Consider the following 16,055-nt stretch of genomic DNA (forward strand, 5'->3'; position numbering starts at 1 on the left):
CTGGAATAGTTGGTCCAGGGCACGTCGCTGCCCGGCAGTCGTGTCCAGATGAGCGTGGAGGGTTCTTGATGACATCAGCAGGTGGGCCGCCCCCGGGCGCCAGCAATTACCCGGGCCAGGGTGGTCCGTCCGGCCCTCCGGCGCACGAGGCGCCTCCAGGCGGCGGTAACGGGCTGGCCGCCGAGGTCCACACGCTGGAGCGGGCCATCTTCGAGGTCAAGCGGATCATCGTCGGGCAGGACCAGCTCGTGGAGCGGATGCTGGTCGGCCTGTTGTCCAAGGGGCACGTGTTGCTCGAGGGTGTGCCCGGCGTGGCCAAGACGCTGGCCGTGGAGACCTTCGCGCGGGTGGTCGGCGGGACGTTCGCGCGCATCCAGTTCACGCCCGACCTGGTGCCCACCGACATCATCGGTACCCGCATCTACCGGCAGGGCAAGGAGGAGTTCGACACCGAGCTCGGCCCGGTGGTGGTCAACTTCCTGCTCGCCGACGAGATCAACCGCGCGCCGGCGAAGGTGCAGTCGGCGCTGCTGGAGGTCATGCAGGAACGCCACGTGTCGATCGGCGGCAAGACCTTCCCGCTGCCCAACCCGTTCCTGGTGATGGCCACCCAGAACCCGATCGAGCACGAGGGTGTCTACCCGCTGCCCGAGGCCCAGCGCGACCGCTTCCTGTTCAAGATCAACGTCGGCTACCCGTCGCCGGAGGAGGAGCGGGAGATCATCTACCGGATGGGCGTCAAACCGCCGGTGCCCAAGCAGATCCTGAACACCGGCGACCTGCTGCGGCTACAGGACATCGCGTCCAACGTCTTCGTCCACCACGCGCTGGTCGACTACGTGGTGCGCGTCGTCACCGCCACCCGCAACCCCGAGCAGCTCGGCATGAACGACGTCAAGACCTGGGTCTCGTTCGGCGCGTCACCGCGCGCATCGCTGGGCATCATCGCCGGCGCCCGCTCGCTGGCGCTGGTCCGCGGTCGCGACTATGTGATCCCGCAGGACGTCGTCGAGGTGATCCCCGACGTGCTGCGGCACCGGTTGATACTGACCTATGACGCGCTCGCCGACGAGATCTCGCCGGAGATCGTCATCAACCGGATCCTGCAGACCGTGGCCCTGCCGCAGGTGAATGCCGTTCCGCAGCAAGGTCATTCGGTGCCGCCGGTGATGCAGACCGTGGCGGCCAGCGGTCGGTGACCGAACCCCACAAGGCGGTGCGTCATCCGCCATCGTTCGAGCGCGGGCAGATCGACGACCCGAAGCTGTCGGCGGCGCTGCGGCAGCTGGAGCTCACGGTCAAGCGCAAGCTCGATGGGGTTCTGCACGGCGACCACCTCGGCCTGATCCCGGGGCCGGGCACCGAGCCGGGGGAGTCGCGCGAGTACCAGCCCGGCGACGACGTCCGGCGGATGGACTGGGCCGTCACCGCGCGAACCATGCACCCGCACGTCCGGCAGATGATCGCCGACCGCGAGCTGGAGACCTGGATGGTGGTCGACATGTCGGCCAGCCTGGACTTCGGCACCACGGTGTGCGAGAAGCGCGACCTGGCGGTGGCCGCCGCGGCGGCGATCACTTTCCTCAACAGTGGCGGCGGCAACCGGCTCGGCGCGATCATCGCCACCGGCGCGACCCTCACCCGGGTCCCGGCCCGATCGGGACGCCAGCACGAGCAGACGCTGCTGCGCACCATCGCCACCACGCCCAGGGCGCCGGTCGGCGTGCGCGGCGATCTGGCGACCGCGATCGACGCGTTGCGCCGGCCCGAACGCCGCCGCGGCATGGCCGTCATCATCAGCGACTTCCTGGGTCCCATCAACTGGATGCGCCCGCTGCGGGCGATCGCGGCCCGCCACGAGGTGCTGGCGATCGAGGTGCTCGACCCGCGTGACGTCGAGCTGCCCGACATCGGCGACGTGGTCTTGCAGGACGCGGAAACCGGGGTCACCCGGGAATTCACCATCGACGCCCAGCTGCGCGACGACTTCGCCAAGGCGGCCGCGGCCCACCGCGCCGAGGTGTCCCGCACCATCCGCAGCTGCGGGGCCCCGGTGCTCACGCTGCGCACCGACCGGGACTGGATCGCCGACATCGTCCGCTTCGTCGAGTCCCGCCGTCGCGGGGCACTGGCGGGCCGGCAGTGACCTTGCCCCTGCTGGGCCCGATGACGCTGTCGGGCTTCGCACACGCTTGGTTCTTCCTCTTCCTGTTCGCCGCCGTCGGGTTGGCCGCGCTCTACATCGTGCTCCAACTCGCGCGGCAGCGGCGGATGCTGCGATTCGCAAACATGGAGCTGCTGGAAAGCGTTGCACCGCAACGTCCTTCGCGTTGGCGGCACGTGCCGGCGATCCTGCTGGTGACCTCACTGGTGCTGTTCACGATCGCGATGGCGGGGCCGACGAACGACGTCCGGATCCCGCGCAACCGCGCGGTGGTGATGCTGGTGATCGACGTGTCGCAGTCGATGCGCGCCACCGACGTCCCGCCCAATCGCATGGCGGCCGCGCAGGAGGCTGCCAAGCAGTTCGCCGACGAGCTGACTCCCGGAATCAACCTGGGCCTGATCGAGTATGCGGGGACCGCGACCGTGCTGGTGTCGCCGACCACCAACCGGGAAGCGACCAAGAACGCGCTGGACAAGCTCCAGTTCGCGGACCGTACCGCCACCGGGGAGGGCATCTTCACCGCGTTGCAGGCCATCGCCACCGTGGGCGCGGTGATCGGCGGCGGCGACACGCCCCCGCCCGCACGCATCGTGTTGTTCTCCGACGGCAAGGAGACGATGCCGACCAACCCGGACAACCCCAAGGGCGCCTTCACCGCCGCGCGCACCGCCAAGGACCAGGGAGTGCCGATCTCGACGATCTCGTTCGGCACGCCTTACGGCTTCGTCGAGATCAACGACCAGCGCCAGCCCGTTCCCGTCGACGACTCCACCATGAAGAAGGTCGCCGAGCTCTCCGGTGGGAATTGGTACAACGCCGCCAGCCTGGCCGAGCTGAAAGCCGTCTACGCGTCGCTGCAGCAGCAGATCGGCTACGAGACGATCAAGGGCGACGCCAGCACGGGCTGGCTGCGGCTCGGTGCGCTGGTGCTGGCGCTCGCGGGGCTGGCCGCGCTGCTGATCAACCGCCGCCTGCCCACGTGATTTCGGCGCATTCCTAACCTGGCTGCGATTTTCGGCCGCGGATTTCGCCATGTGGTTAGATTCGCGGAGCGCCCGCCTCGCTTACCCGGCGGATAACATCAGCGGGGTGGTCCTCAGCCACGACCCGAACCACGGTCCAGCCGTAACGCCGCTCCACATTCTCGAGACGCCGGATGTCCTTCCGATAGTGGTAGCGACTCGTTTGGTGTTGACCACCCTCATACTCGGCGGCGACCTTGACGTCCTCCCAACCCATGTCGAAATACGCTTCAGCCCAACCCCATTCGTTGCGGACCGGGATCTGGGTTTGGGGACGCCGAAACCCCGCACGTATCAGCAGCAGGCGCAGCCAGGTCTCCTTGGGCGACTGAGCACCGCCGTCGACGAGTTCGAGAGCGGCTCGGGCTGCTTTGATGCCACGTCGGCCCCGGTAGCGATCGACCAATTGCTCCACGTCGGCCATTTTCAGGTGGGTTGCCTGAATGAGCGCGTCGGTCGCGGCGACGGCGGGGTCCAGCTGGAAACGACTGACCAGGTCGAGTGCCGTCCGCTCTGGTGTAGTCACGCGCATGCCGTCGACGACGCAGACTTCATCGGCCTCGATGCGGTCCTCCCAGATTTGCACGCACGGTTCGCGCCGGGCGTTGGTGTCGATGATCGCGGCGGGAAGACACGCGTTGATCCACTTGGCGCCGTGCAGCGCAGAAGCCGAGTAGCCGGCCAGAATGCCGCGGCGGCGCGAGCGTAGCCACAACGCTTTCGCGCGCAATTTCGCGGTCAACTCCACATCGCGGGGCACGTACACGTCTTTGTGGAGTGCGACGTACCGACTGCGCAATTGGTAGGGCGTCAGCGTGCCTGCAGATAGGGCTTCGCTGCCCAGAAAAGGCTCGATCATGGACGAAGTCTGCTGCGTGTTACCGACATCACTGCGCGAGTCGAACCGCACTGCGAAAATCCACCCCGAAAATCGCAGCCAAGTTAGGTTCGCGGCAAAGCCGGCGCGACAGGGGGCAGATTTCGGGGCACGCACGGTGAGGCGATAGGTTGGCCGGGTGACTGAAGTAGCCACCGACGGCGCCAAACCCGCGTTCGTATCTCGCTCGGTCCTGGTGACGGGCGGAAACCGGGGGATTGGTCTGGCGATCGCCCAACGGCTGGCGTCCGACGGGCACAAGGTGGCCGTCACGCACCGCGGATCCGGGGCGCCCGACGGACTGTTCGGCGTGGTGTGTGACGTCACCGACAAAGACGCCGTCGACCGCGCCTTCAAAGAGGTCGAGGAGCACCAGGGCCCGGTCGAGGTGCTGGTGTCCAACGCCGGCATCTCCAAAGACGCCTTCCTGATCCGGATGACCGAGGAGCGGTTCGAAGAGGTCATCAACGCGAACCTCACCGGGGCGTTCCGGGTGGCCCAGCGGGCGTCGCGCAGCATGCAGAAGAAGCGGTTCGGCCGCATCATCTTCATCGGTTCGGTGTCCGGCATGTGGGGCATCGGCAACCAGTCCAACTATGCGGCCGCCAAGGCCGGCCTGATCGGCATGGCGCGCTCGATCTCCCGTGAGCTGTCCAAGGCGGGGGTGACCGCCAACGTGGTCGCCCCCGGCTACATCGACACCGAGATGACCCGCTCGCTCGATGAGCGCATCCAGGCGGGCGCACTGGAATTCATCCCGGCGAAGCGGGTCGGCACCGCCGCCGAGGTCGCCGGGGCGGTCAGCTTCCTGGCTTCCGAGGACGCGAGCTACATCGCCGGCGCGGTCATCCCCGTCGACGGCGGCATGGGCATGGGCCACTGAGTCGCAGAACAAAGAAGAACATCGAAGGACGGATATGGCAGGACTGCTCGAAGGCAAACGGATTCTGGTCACCGGGATCATCACCGACTCGTCGATCGCGTTCCACATCGCGCGGGTGGCCCAGGAGCAGGGGGCCGAACTGGTGCTGACCGGATTCGACCGGCTGCGGCTCATCCAGCGCATCGCCGACCGGCTGCCGGCCAAGGCCCCGCTGATCGAACTCGACGTGCAGGACGAGAAGCACCTCGCCACCCTGGCCGACCGCGTCACCGAGGTGATCGGCGAGGGCAACAAGCTTGACGGAGTGGTGCATTCGATCGGCTTCATGCCGCAGAGCGGGATGGGCATCAACCCCTTCTTCGACGCCCCCTACGAGGACGTCGCCAAGGGCATCCACATCTCCGCGTATTCGTATGCCTCGCTGGCCAAGGCGCTGCTGCCGATCATGAACCCCGGCGGCGGGATCGTCGGCATGGACTTCGACCCGTCGCGTGCGATGCCCGCCTACAACTGGATGACCGTCGCCAAGAGCGCGCTGGAGTCGGTGAACCGGTTCGTGGCCCGCGAGGCGGGCAAGTATGGCGTGCGCTCGAATCTCGTTGCGGCGGGACCGATCCGGACGCTGGCGATGAGCGCGATCGTCGGCGGTGCGCTCGGCGAGGAGGCGGGCGCCCAGATCCACCTGCTCGAGGAGGGCTGGGATCAGCGCGCCCCGCTGGGCTGGAACATGAAGGACGCGACGCCGGTCGCCAAGACGGTGTGCGCGCTGCTGTCCGACTGGCTACCGGCCACCACCGGGACCGTCATCTACGCCGACGGCGGCGCCAGCACCCAATTGCTCTAGCGCATAATGGATTTCGACGCCGTCCTGCTCTTGTCCTTTGGCGGGCCGGAGGGGCCCGAGCAGGTGCGGCCGTTCCTGGAGAACGTCACCCGGGGCCGCAACGTGCCGCCCGAGCGCCTCGACGAAGTCGCCGAGCACTACTTGCATTTCGGCGGCGTGTCGCCGATCAACGGCATCAACCGCGCCCTGATCTCCGAGGTGCGCGCGGAACTGGATCTGCCGGTGTATTTCGGCAACCGCAATTGGGAACCGTACGTCGAGGACACCGTCGCGACCATGCGGGACAACGGTGTTCGTCGTGCCGCGGTGTTCACCACCTCAGCATGGAGCGGATATTCCAGCTGCACGCAGTACGTCGAAGACATCGCCCGGGCCCGCAGGGTGGCCGGGCCGGGCTCGCCCGAATTGGTAAAGCTGCGGCCGTATTTCGACCATCCGCTTTTCGTCGAGATGTTCGCCGGGGCCGTCACCGCCGCCGCCGACACGGTGCCGAAGGGCGCCAGGCTGATCTTCACGGCGCATTCGGTCCCGGTGGCCGCCGACCAGCGCTTCGGTCCCCAGCTCTACAGCCGCCAAGTCGCCTATGCCGCAAGGCTGGTCGCGGCGGCCGCCGGCTACACCGACTACGACCTAGTCTGGCAGTCGCGCTCGGGCCCGCCGCAGGTGCCGTGGTTGGAGCCGAGCGTCGAGGACCACCTCGCGACGCTAACGGACACCGAGGCCGTCGTCGTCTGCCCGATCGGGTTCGTTGCCGACCACATCGAGGTGGTGTGGGATCTCGACCACGAGTTGAGGTTACAGGCCGAGGCCGCGGGGTTGGCCTTCGCCCGCGCCGCAACTCCCAACGCCGACAGGCGATTCGCCCGGCTCGCCGCCGACCTGATCGACGAGCTCCGCCACGGCCGGGCGCCGACCCGGGTCGCCGGAAGGAATCCGGTGCCGGGCTGCCTCGCCAGCGTCAACGGCGCGCCGTGCCGCCCGCCGCACTGCGTGGCGCGCCAACAGGATTAGCGGGTCGCCGCCATCAGACTTAGCGGCGATCGCGAGCGCAGCGTAGCTGGGCGTAGCGGGTCGCCGCCATCAGACAGCGTCGGCCCAGGCCGAGTGCAGGATCGCGTCGACCGCGGCCATCCGCGCCGAACGCACCACGGTGGTCAGCGGGCGCAGCGCGTCGGTGGCGATCTGCGCCTGTGACGACGACTGCGTGATGCCCGCGGCGATGCGGTCCGCGGGGGAGTCGGACCGGCTCAGCCCGGCGCTGACGGCGATGATGGCGTCGACGTGCGCGGCGTTCTCCAGCACCCGCAGGGCTCGCGACGGCGCATGGTCGGGAATGCGGTGCTGCCGTGCCGATTCCAGCAACTGCTCGACGAGCCCGCGCGGATCGTCGACGTCGGCCGCGGCGCTCAAGCCGATGGCGCCGAGGGCATCCGCGGCCGAGCGCACGGCGGACCGCAGCGCGTACTCCGCGTCGCCGAGCTCGTAGTGGTGCAGCGGGGGCGCGCCGGGCAGCGAGTACACCGTCCACGACAGCGCAGACAATTCGGGCAGGTCCGCGTCGTCGGCGCCGTCCAGATCGCCGTAGCTGAACTCGGGGACCAGCCCGACGGCGGTGGTCGGATCGTCGGGGTTGGCGATGATCACGGCCTCACCGGCGGCCAGCGCGTCGCTCTCGAACTGCGTCCCCGCGGCCAGCCCACGAACGTCGCCGGGCACCGGCAGCACGATGCTGATGGTCCCGCGCAAACGAGCCGGCAACCCTGCGGACGCCGGCACCGACGGCCGACCGACCGCCGCGCGCAGCGTCTGCAGCAGCGTGACCGTCCCGGCGTCGTGGACGTCTGGCCACGGCAGTCCCGTATGGCCGGCGGCGACGGCATCATACGCGGTAACCGATTGCTTTGGCGCCCAAAGGGATAACGCGTCCAACACATCGTCGGGCGCGGCCTTGCCCGCGAGCCAGGCGTTGGCCCACAGGGACAGCGAGACACTGGGACACCACATGATCTCGGAGTGTAGTTGTTTGGTCCGGCAAAGGCGGATTACGCGTATTCTGACCGCATGCCCGCCGCGGTGATTTGGCTCATATTCGCGCTGGTGCTGGCCGGTGCGGAGGCGTTGACGGGCGACATGTCCCTGCTGATGCTTTCCGGGGGCGCGCTGGCCGCCGGGGGCAGCACTTGGCTGCTGGGCTGGCCGATCTGGGCCAACGCGGCGGTGTTCGTGGTCGTCTCGGTGCTGCTGCTGGTTTTGGTGCGGCCGGCGCTGCGGCGTCGGCTCACACCCGCGAAGGGGCTGCCGACCGGCATCAAGGCGCTGGAGGGCAAGAGCGCGCTGGTCCTCGATCGCGTCGCCCGCGACGAGGGCCAGGTGAAGCTAGACGGCCAGGTATGGACGGCCCGGCCACTCAACGACAACGATGTCTACGAACCCGGCGAACGGGTGACGGTCATGCAGATCAACGGCGCCACCGCGGTGGTGTTCAAGGACCTGTAATCCCTGAAGGAGAAATGGGAGGAAGCACGATGGCTGGGATCGCTCTTTTGCTGGTGGCCCTTGCGATCATCGTCTTTGGGATCATCGTGGTGGCGAAGTCCGTCGCGCTGATCCCGCAGGCCGAGGCCGCGGTGATCGAGCGGCTGGGCCGTTACAGCCGCACGGTCAGCGGGCAGCTCACGTTGCTGGTGCCGTTCATCGACCGCGTGCGCGCCCGGGTGGACCTGCGCGAGCGGGTGGTGTCGTTCCCGCCGCAGCCGGTGATCACCGAGGACAACCTGACCCTCAACATCGACACCGTGGTCTACTTCCAGGTCACCGTCCCGCAGGCGGCGGTCTACGAGATCAGCAACTACATCGTCGGCGTCGAGCAACTCACCACGACCACGCTGCGCAACGTGGTCGGCGGGATGACGCTCGAGCAGACGCTCACCTCCCGCGACATGATCAACGGCCAGCTGCGTGGCGTGCTCGACGAGGCCACCGGCCGCTGGGGCCTGCGAGTCGCCCGGGTGGAGCTACGCAGCATCGACCCGCCGCCGTCCATCCAGGCCTCGATGGAAAAGCAGATGAAGGCGGACCGGGAGAAGCGGGCGATGATCCTGACCGCGGAGGGCATGCGCGAGTCGGCGATCAAGGAGGCCGAGGGTCAAAAGCAGGCGCAGATCCTCGCCGCCGAGGGCGCCAAGCAGGCCGCGATCCTGGCCGCCGAGGCCGACCGGCAGTCGCGGATGCTGCGCGCCCAGGGTGAGCGCGCCGCCGCCTACCTGCAGGCGCAGGGCCAGGCCAAGGCCATCGAGAAGACGTTCGCCGCGATCAAGGCGGGCAGGCCCACCCCGGAGATGCTGGCCTACCAGTACCTGCAGACGCTGCCGGAGATGGCGCGCGGCGACGCCAACAAGGTGTGGGTGGTGCCCAGCGACTTCAGCTCGGCGTTGCAGGGCTTCACCAAGCTGCTGGGTGCCCCCGGCGAGGACGGCGTGTTCCGGTTCCAGCCATCGCCGGTGGACGACGTGCCCAGGCACGCCGCCGAGTCCGACGACGCCGAAGTCGCCGACTGGTTCTCCACCGAGACCGACCCGGCGATCGCCCAGGCGGTGGCCAAGGCCGAGGCGATCGCCCGCGCCCCGGTGGACGGCGAGCCCGGGGCGCCGCCGCGGCTGACCCAATAGGCTCGCGTGTATGAGTGCGCTGACTTCACCGAAAACCTATGCGGCGCTTGGCGTGTTCCACGCCGTCGACGCGGTGGCGTGCGGGGTCCAGGTGGCCCCGATCAAGAAAGTTCTGGACGACCTGGGGGTGCCGGACGAGATTCGACCGGTGCTGCCGGTCGTCAAGGCGGCCGCGGCGGTCGGCCTGCTCTCGGTCACCCGGTTCCCCGGCCTGGCGCGGCTGACGACGGCGATGCTGACGCTGTATTTCACCCTGGCCGTCGGCGCGCACATCCGGGCGCGGGACAAGATCGTCAACGCCCTTCCCGCCGCGACGTTTTTGGCCACCTTCGCCGCGATGACGATCAAGGGCCCGGAGCGGGATTAGGCCCCGCTTCAATCTTGGCGAACGACTGCGCTTTTCGGCCGAGCCCGGACGGGGATCGCTTAATTGTGCGGCGTTTCGGGTAACTGACCTACCCAATGAGTCGAAATGCTGAGGTCCGGGCCGCCGATCGGCGAGCGGCGCATCGGTCCATCCAGGGCACGGCCATCGGCAACTTCATGGAGGCGTACGACTTCACCCTGTTCAGCCTCGTCGCCACGCTCCTTGCGCAGACGTTCTATCCCGGGAGCAATTCCGACGCGGGCAACCTGATCGCCACGTTCGGCACGATGACGGCGGGTTTCGTCGTCCGGCCCCTGGGCGGGTTCATCTTCGGCCCGCTCGGCGACCGGATCGGGCGCAAGCCCGTGCTGGTGATGACGATCTCGCTGATGGCGGTCTGCGGCGCCTTGACCGGCGCGCTGCCCGGCTACCACGCCATCGGGATCTGGGCGCCCATCCTGCTCACCGTCATTCGCATCGGTCAGGGACTTTCCTCCGGCGGCGAATACGCGGGCGCCATGACGTTCATCGCCGAACACGCCCCCGACCACAAACGCGGGATGATGGCCGGATTTCTCCCGGTGGGCACGCTCGGCGGGTTCGTCGTGGGGGCCGTGCTGGTCACGGGCCTGCAGACGGCGCTGTCGAGCGCCGAGATGCTGAGCTGGGGCTGGCGCATCCCGTTTCTGCTGGCCGCGCCGCTCGGCCTGGTCGCGATCTACCTGCGTTCGCGGATCGAGGAGTCCCCCGGTTACGAGAAGGTGCACAAGGTCGCGGTTCCGGTCTCCATCCGCACCCAGTTCGTGCTGACCGTCGTGCGGCAGTGGAAAGGTCTGCTGATCTGCCTCGGGGTGGAGCTCGCGGTCACCGACACCAGCTACATGGTCAGCGGGTACGTGCCGACCTACCTCAAGAAGACCGCGGGCGTCGGCGACACCGCGGCCCTGGTGATGGTCCTGGTGGTGCTGGCCGTCCTGACGGTCGGGGTGCTCCTCGTCGCGATGCTGTCCGACCGGATCGGGGTCAAACCGCTGATGTGGACGGGCTGCGGGCTGCTGGTCGGGGTCTCGCTGCCGGCGTTCGCGTTGATGCGGTTCGGCGGGGCGTATCCGACGAAGTTCGCCGGCGTGGCGCTCGTCGCCCTGCCCATGCTCTTCCTGAGCAGCCTCGAGCCGGCGATCCTGCCCGCGCTGTTTCCCACCCACGTGCGCTACGGCGCGGTGTCGATCGGGTTCAACATCGCGGTTTCGGCCTTCGGCGGCACCACGCCGCTGATCGCCGAGACGCTGGTGGCCGGAACCGGCAATCCGATGATGCCCGCGTACATGCTGATGTTCGCCGGGCTGGTCGGCGCCGTCACGTTGATCTTCGCCCCGGAGGTGGCGGGCAAGCCGCTGCTGGGTTCCGGTGTCGCCGACCTCAGCGCGCCAGCGGTGGCACGGGCGGAGCCGGCATGACGCTTGGCGCGGTGCCCGACGGCGGGGCCGGGAGACGCAACCCGGCGCGTTCGACCCCAGGGGCGGCGGGTACGGCGGCGGCGGAAGCTGGACGCTATTGTCCGAACGTGTCAGCGGGCACCAACACCGAACACCCAACCCCGGGCGCTCGCCGGATGCGCTGGTCCAATGTCACCAGTGGGGCATTCAAGATCTCGGCGAGCGCGACATAAGCCGCGTCGTAGCTGGACAGGTTTGCCCGTAGCTGCCAAGCGCGGGGGGCGAGCGCGTCGTAGGGCCACAGGTCTACCGCTAGGTCGATGAGATCCGTGTGGGCTTGGGCGGCTTGGTCCGCGCTGATCGCTCCGCTGAGTTCGGCCCGCCTGATGACGTTGGCGCATTCGTAGTGCAACAACGTCGGTGCGTAAAGTTCGGCGTCTGACAAGTGTGCGGTTGCCCATTGACCGTCAATGCCGGAATCCAGCAAGACGGCCACCACCGCCGATGCGTCGCAGACGACACGCTCGGTCACCGGCGATCGGCATCTTTAGCCGTGAGGATGACAGCCGCGTCGAGGTGCGCTGCTGTCGCCGCCACGCGGGCGCGGGCACGGGCGACAACGTCGCCCACTGTCGGCTTGTCCGCCGTCGCGACGAGGAGGCCGCGGAGGTATTCCTGCAGCGACTGTCCGGACCGCGCGGCACGTGTGGCCAGCTCGTCGCGGACCTCGTCAGGAACGTCCCGGATCGTGATCGCAACCATCCCTGCAGAATAGCAGCAATGCATGCATATTGCAGATGAGTCGAACTTGAAGCGAACCTGAAGATAGCGGGCTGGACAGGCAGGTCCAGCAAAGTGGCGCTAACAATGAGGCATGGTGAGTTTCCCGCGCGCGGGCACGCGCCCGGCGGCCGGCACACCGCGGGTGCTGGTCGTCGAGGATTCCGAGACGATCCGGGAGATGGTCAGCGAGGCGCTGACCGACGCCGGATACCACGCCGACGCCTGCCCCGACGGCGACGGTCTGGAGGCCGCGCTCGAGGGCCTGCGACCGGACCTGGTGGTGCTCGACGTGATGCTGCCGGGCCGCGACGGATTCGAGCTCATCGAGGTGATCCGGGATTGGGGCGACGCCGGCATCGTGCTGATCACCGCGCGTGACGGCCTCGACGACCGGCTGCGCGGCCTCGACGGCGGGGCCGACGACTACGTCGTCAAGCCGTTCGAACTGGCCGAACTCGTGTCGCGGGTCGGCGCGGTGTTGCGGCGACGCGGACGGCTGCCGCGGGCGCTCCAGGTGGGTGACCTGGTGCTCGACGTCGACGCGGGGGTCGCCGTGCGCGCGGGACATCCGCTGGACCTGACCGCCACCGAGCTGCGGTTGCTGCGATTCCTGGTCGAACAGCGCAGCCGAATCGTGAGCGCTCCGCAGATCCTGAACGCGGTGTGGGGCTACGACGCTTACGACCCCAACCTGGTGCAGGTGCACATCAGCGGGCTGCGCCGCAAGCTCGAGGCACACGGGCCGCGGATCGTGCACACGGTCCGCGGCATCGGCTACCGCATGCAGGCCCACCGATCATGACGGCACCAGCCGATCCGGCGACCCCGACGCCGTCGCTGCAGCGCCGGGTCGTCGTCGTCTCTATTGGCGTGCTCGCTGTCGTGTTGCTGATCCTGGGAGTGATCATCGACGTCACCGTGCGCGCCCAGGCCCGTCGAAACCTCAACGACCGGCTTCTGGCGGCGGCCTCCCGCGCGGACGCCCTGGCGATCGCGCGCACGCCACCGCAGCAGATCGCCGCCCAATTGGGCGGCGGCACCGTGCGGGCGCTCGTGGTCACCGCCGACGGCAGGGCCTACGGCGACCCCGCGATCAGCCCGCAGACCTCCGCCGGCGCGTTCGTTCCCCCGCTTGGGCCACCGCCACCGCCACCGCCCGGCTACCCGCCGCCCGGTTACCCGCCGTTCGGGCCGCCGCCGGGCGTGCCGCCCCCGCCCCCGGGCGTGCCGCCCCCGCCGCCGGACGCGACCGCCACCGAGCTGGTGCATCCGTTGCCCGACGGCGGTCGCGTGATCCTGGTGGCGGACACGACGCAAACCACGCAGGTGACCCGGGAGCTGCGCCAGTTGATGATCGGCGCGGGTGTGGCGACGCTGGTGGTGGCGGCGCTGCTGCTGATCGCGGTCAGCCGGGTCGCGCTGCGGCCACTGGACCGGCTCACCGCGCTGGCTACCAACATCGCGACGGGTGATCGCGGCCGACGATTGCGCCCGAAGCGCGCCGATACCGAATTAGGCCGTGCCGCAGCAGCTTTCGACGGAATGCTGGAGGCGCTGGAAGCCTCCGAGCGGCGGGCCCAACACTCGGCCGAGGATGCCCGGCGCGCCGAGGCGGCCACCCGACGATTTCTCGTCGACGCCGCGCACGAGCTGCGCACGCCGATCGCCGGCATCCAGGTGGCCGCCGAACAACTCGTCAGCAACGCCGGCCAGCAGCGCGACGACGCGGCCCGTGCTCAGTACCGCCGTGCCAGCCTGTTGCTGTCCGACGCCCGCCGCGCCGGGCGCCTGGTGGCCGACATGCTCGACCTGAGCCGCATCGACGCGGGACTGCCGCTGGACCTGCAAGACGTCGACCTCGCCGCCGTCGTCGATGCCGAAGCCGACCGGGCGGCCCTGCTGGCGCCGGGCGTCACGGTCATCCGGACCGGTCCGGACGAACTGAGGATGAAGGCGGACCCGAACCGGCTGGCGCAGATCCTGTCCAACCTGCTCGACAACGCCCGGCGCTACACCCCTGCGGCCGGCGCCATCCACGTCGACCTGCGCTCCCGCGACGACGACACGGCCGAGGTGACCGTCACCGACACCGGCCCCGGCATTCCCGACGACGAACGCGACCGCATCTTCGAGCGGCTGGTGCGCCTGGATGCCGGGCGCGCCCGCGATCACGGCGGTGCCGGGCTGGGCCTGCCGATCGCCAGGGCGCTGGCGCGCGCCCATGGCGGGGAGCTGACGTGCCTGCCGCGCGAGGGCGGGGCTCAATTCCGGCTCAGCCTGCCGCTCGACGCGGGCGTGAGTTGAGGGAGCGGTGGTCGCCCCAACCGGATTGATTGGGGCGACCACCGCTCGTCAGTGCGCTGGACGGCCGGCGTCAGAATCCCGGCGGCGGTGGAGGTGGTCCGCCGGGGTGCTGCCCAAATGGTCCGCCCGGTGCACCGGGCCCGGGCGGCGGAGCCCCGAACGGTCCGCCCGGACCCCCCGGACCGGGCGGCGGCAGTCCGGGTTGCCCTGGTCCCGGTGGTGGCGGCGGCGGATCGGCGCTGGCCACCGCGGCGCCGAAGCCCGCCGCGGCCACCCCGAGGGCGCCCGCGAGCAACGAGCCGGCGATCGCTTGCTTGATCTTCATTGTCGGTTTCTCCTTTGCTGCGTTATCGGGCCGGCGGCGACGACGGCGGGGACGCCGGACCGCCGGGAGGGGCGGGGAGGCCGGGCTGCGGCGGCTGGCCCGGCGGCGGCGGGGCGGCCCAGGGCGGCGGCGGGTGCCAGGCGAACGGCGGTGGCGGCGGGGGACCCAGGGCGCCCGGTGGCGGCGGAAAACCCCAGCCCGACGGTGGGGGCGCGGGGGCCCAGAGGCCGATCAGGGTGGCGGCACCGAACGCGCCGATCGCGAGCCCGACCAACCCGCTGCCGACCGCGACGCCCACGGGGTGCCGCTGCAGGACCGAAGGTGGAGTTGCGGGCTGCGTGGTATGAGTCGATTCCTCGCTGGTCACTGTGCCTCCTCGTTGCTCGGTTGACGCCGGCGACGTTAGGAAGCCGATCTGAAATCAACCTGAAGAGCGGCCCTTGGGGCCGATATCTTCAGGTTCGGTTCAGAAATCCGCAGGCGACGTCAGCGGACGACGGCCGGCTCGGGGGAGGGCGTGGCGGCCTGCGCCTTTCGGCGGTGGTGGCGCCGGAACTGGCGGATCTCGACGATCAGCCCGGTCAGCCCCAAGGCCCCGGTGCATAGCGACACCAGCAGCAGCAGCGGGCTGGGGTGGCTGGCGAGGGCGTCGCCGAGGATCACCACGGCCGCGGTGCCAGGCAGCAAACCCGCCAGCGTTGCGAACGTGTAGGGCACAGCCCGCACCGCCGAGGCGCCGGCGGCGTAGTTGATCGCCGAAAACGGTACGGCGGGGATCAACCTCAGCGAGAAGACCGCGAGCCAGCCACGTTCGCGCAGGCGCTCGTCGACCGTGTCGATCGCGCGGTGGCGAACCAGGCGGTTGAGCTGCCACCCGGCGGCGCGCACCAGCAGCAGCGCGATCACCGCGCTCGCGGTGCTGGCGGTCACCGCGATGGCGATCCCCAGCAGTGGGCCGAACAGCAGCCCGGCGGCCAGGGTGAACGCGGTGCGGGGCACCGGCACCACGGTGACCAGGATGTGCGTCGCGAGGAACGCCAATGGGAACCAGGGTCCGACCGACTCGGCCCAATCCCGCATCTGCACCGGCGTCGGCAGGGGAAGCCAGGTGGCCACCACGATCAGGACTGTGATACCGACCACTGTCGCGACCGTCCGGGGCCCGGACAGCCGACGTGCCCTCGCGCCCACGACGCAGCCGGCGTCGCGGAGTCTTCGGGTGATTTTGCAGGTGGCGGAAGCCGTCACGGCTGTCAAGGTTACGGGGCCCAGAAGAATAAGTCCTTTCAGAAGGCTGGCGTTTCCTCGCCGCGCTCGGCCGAGGCGCCCCGATCGCCGGCGCGCGCGGTTTTTTGCGGGGAGGCCCCATCAATTAGCCT

The 16,055-nt window shown here is 69.4% G+C and carries 19 protein-coding genes; 12 read left to right on the forward strand and 7 right to left on the reverse strand.

All coding sequences use genetic code 11. From position 1 onward, the window contains the following. The first annotated feature begins 68 nt into the window (after positions 1–68). From moxR1 to AC5Y4S_RS07695, 3 genes are read left to right on the forward strand one after another with little or no spacing between them, the layout of a single operon-like run. Positions 69–1,199 carry a chaperone MoxR1 gene (moxR1, locus tag AC5Y4S_RS07685; protein ID WP_067160734.1) on the forward strand — a complete coding sequence of 377 codons (1,131 nt, stop codon included), beginning with the start codon at positions 69–71 and terminating at the stop codon, positions 1,197–1,199. Then, a complete protein-coding gene (locus AC5Y4S_RS07690; protein ID WP_068103262.1) occupies positions 1,196–2,146 on the forward strand; it encodes a DUF58 domain-containing protein in 951 nt (316 codons plus the stop codon). Before moxR1 ends, AC5Y4S_RS07690 begins: the two co-directional genes overlap by 4 nt. Continuing rightward, on the forward strand, positions 2,143–3,150 hold the full coding sequence (locus AC5Y4S_RS07695; protein ID WP_500031651.1) for a VWA domain-containing protein: 1,008 nt from the start codon (positions 2,143–2,145) through the stop codon (positions 3,148–3,150). Before AC5Y4S_RS07690 ends, AC5Y4S_RS07695 begins: the two co-directional genes overlap by 4 nt. Positions 3,151–3,205: 55 nt before the next feature. On the opposite strand, the gene AC5Y4S_RS07700 is transcribed toward AC5Y4S_RS07695, so the two are convergent. Further along, positions 3,206–4,048 (reverse strand): type IV toxin-antitoxin system AbiEi family antitoxin, encoded by an 843-nt coding sequence (locus AC5Y4S_RS07700; protein WP_500031653.1) that lies wholly within the window; start codon positions 4,046–4,048, stop codon positions 3,206–3,208. Positions 4,049–4,205: 157 nt separating this feature from the next. Between AC5Y4S_RS07700 and fabG1 the strand changes: the two genes are divergently transcribed. Genes fabG1 through AC5Y4S_RS07715 form a run of 3 tightly spaced genes read left to right on the forward strand, consistent with a single transcriptional unit; the run spans position 4,206 to position 6,804 of the window. Then, complete coding sequence (gene fabG1, locus AC5Y4S_RS07705; RefSeq protein WP_500031655.1) at positions 4,206–4,949, forward strand: 3-oxoacyl-ACP reductase FabG1; 744 nt, start codon at positions 4,206–4,208, stop codon at positions 4,947–4,949. A gap of 34 nt (positions 4,950–4,983) precedes the next feature. Further along, positions 4,984–5,793 carry an NADH-dependent enoyl-ACP reductase InhA gene (gene inhA / locus AC5Y4S_RS07710; RefSeq protein ID WP_068103250.1) on the forward strand — a complete coding sequence of 270 codons (810 nt, stop codon included), beginning with the start codon at positions 4,984–4,986 and terminating at the stop codon, positions 5,791–5,793. Between the two features lie 6 nt (positions 5,794–5,799). Next, entirely contained in the window at positions 5,800–6,804 is a 1,005-nt protein-coding gene (locus tag AC5Y4S_RS07715; RefSeq protein ID WP_500031658.1) for a ferrochelatase, read from the forward strand. Between the two features lie 69 nt (positions 6,805–6,873). Here the strand turns inward: AC5Y4S_RS07715 and AC5Y4S_RS07720 are convergent, their stop codons facing one another. Further along, positions 6,874–7,797: an Rv1486c family protein gene (locus AC5Y4S_RS07720; protein WP_500031660.1), complete on the reverse strand. Its 924-nt coding sequence runs from the start codon at positions 7,795–7,797 to the stop codon at positions 6,874–6,876. Between the two features lie 57 nt (positions 7,798–7,854). On the opposite strand from AC5Y4S_RS07720, the gene AC5Y4S_RS07725 reads away from it, so the two are divergent. From AC5Y4S_RS07725 to AC5Y4S_RS07740, 4 genes are all read left to right on the forward strand, one after another. After that, positions 7,855–8,289: an NfeD family protein gene (locus AC5Y4S_RS07725; RefSeq protein ID WP_500031663.1), complete on the forward strand. Its 435-nt coding sequence runs from the start codon at positions 7,855–7,857 to the stop codon at positions 8,287–8,289. A gap of 29 nt (positions 8,290–8,318) precedes the next feature. Beyond that, a complete protein-coding gene (locus AC5Y4S_RS07730) occupies positions 8,319–9,461 on the forward strand; it encodes an SPFH domain-containing protein (RefSeq protein ID WP_500031668.1) in 1,143 nt (380 codons plus the stop codon). Positions 9,462–9,471: 10 nt separating this feature from the next. Beyond that, on the forward strand, positions 9,472–9,828 hold the full coding sequence (locus AC5Y4S_RS07735; RefSeq protein ID WP_500031670.1) for a DoxX family protein: 357 nt from the start codon (positions 9,472–9,474) through the stop codon (positions 9,826–9,828). A gap of 95 nt (positions 9,829–9,923) precedes the next feature. Continuing rightward, positions 9,924–11,285, forward strand: coding sequence for an MFS transporter (locus AC5Y4S_RS07740; protein ID WP_500031672.1), 1,362 nt, complete (start codon positions 9,924–9,926; stop codon positions 11,283–11,285). A gap of 94 nt (positions 11,286–11,379) precedes the next feature. On the opposite strand, the gene AC5Y4S_RS07745 is transcribed toward AC5Y4S_RS07740, so the two are convergent. Beyond that, positions 11,380–11,796, reverse strand: coding sequence for a type II toxin-antitoxin system VapC family toxin (locus AC5Y4S_RS07745; RefSeq protein ID WP_500031674.1), 417 nt, complete (start codon positions 11,794–11,796; stop codon positions 11,380–11,382). Further along, a complete protein-coding gene (locus AC5Y4S_RS07750; RefSeq protein ID WP_500031676.1) occupies positions 11,793–12,026 on the reverse strand; it encodes a FitA-like ribbon-helix-helix domain-containing protein in 234 nt (77 codons plus the stop codon). Before AC5Y4S_RS07750 ends, AC5Y4S_RS07745 begins: the two co-directional genes overlap by 4 nt. 112 nt (positions 12,027–12,138) lie before the next feature. On the opposite strand from AC5Y4S_RS07750, the gene AC5Y4S_RS07755 reads away from it, so the two are divergent. Beyond that, the gene (locus AC5Y4S_RS07755; protein WP_500031678.1) at positions 12,139–12,849 is read left to right on the forward strand and encodes a response regulator transcription factor; all 711 of its coding nucleotides are present in this window, start codon (positions 12,139–12,141) and stop codon (positions 12,847–12,849) included. Beyond that, positions 12,846–14,351: a sensor histidine kinase gene (locus AC5Y4S_RS07760; RefSeq protein ID WP_500031680.1), complete on the forward strand. Its 1,506-nt coding sequence runs from the start codon at positions 12,846–12,848 to the stop codon at positions 14,349–14,351. Before AC5Y4S_RS07755 ends, AC5Y4S_RS07760 begins: the two co-directional genes overlap by 4 nt. Before the next feature lie 70 nt (positions 14,352–14,421). Here AC5Y4S_RS07760 and AC5Y4S_RS07765 read toward each other — a convergent pair whose 3' ends face one another. From AC5Y4S_RS07765 to AC5Y4S_RS07775, 3 genes are all read right to left on the reverse strand, one after another. Beyond that, positions 14,422–14,676 (reverse strand): hypothetical protein, encoded by a 255-nt coding sequence (locus AC5Y4S_RS07765; protein ID WP_500031682.1) that lies wholly within the window; start codon positions 14,674–14,676, stop codon positions 14,422–14,424. 22 nt (positions 14,677–14,698) lie between these two features. Beyond that, complete coding sequence (locus tag AC5Y4S_RS07770) at positions 14,699–15,043, reverse strand: hypothetical protein (protein WP_500031684.1); 345 nt, start codon at positions 15,041–15,043, stop codon at positions 14,699–14,701. 119 nt (positions 15,044–15,162) lie between these two features. Next, on the reverse strand, positions 15,163–15,924 hold the full coding sequence (locus AC5Y4S_RS07775; protein ID WP_500031687.1) for a TVP38/TMEM64 family protein: 762 nt from the start codon (positions 15,922–15,924) through the stop codon (positions 15,163–15,165). Positions 15,925–16,055 lie beyond the last annotated feature (131 nt).

This window comes from Mycobacterium sp. NGS64 (assembly GCF_059812245.1).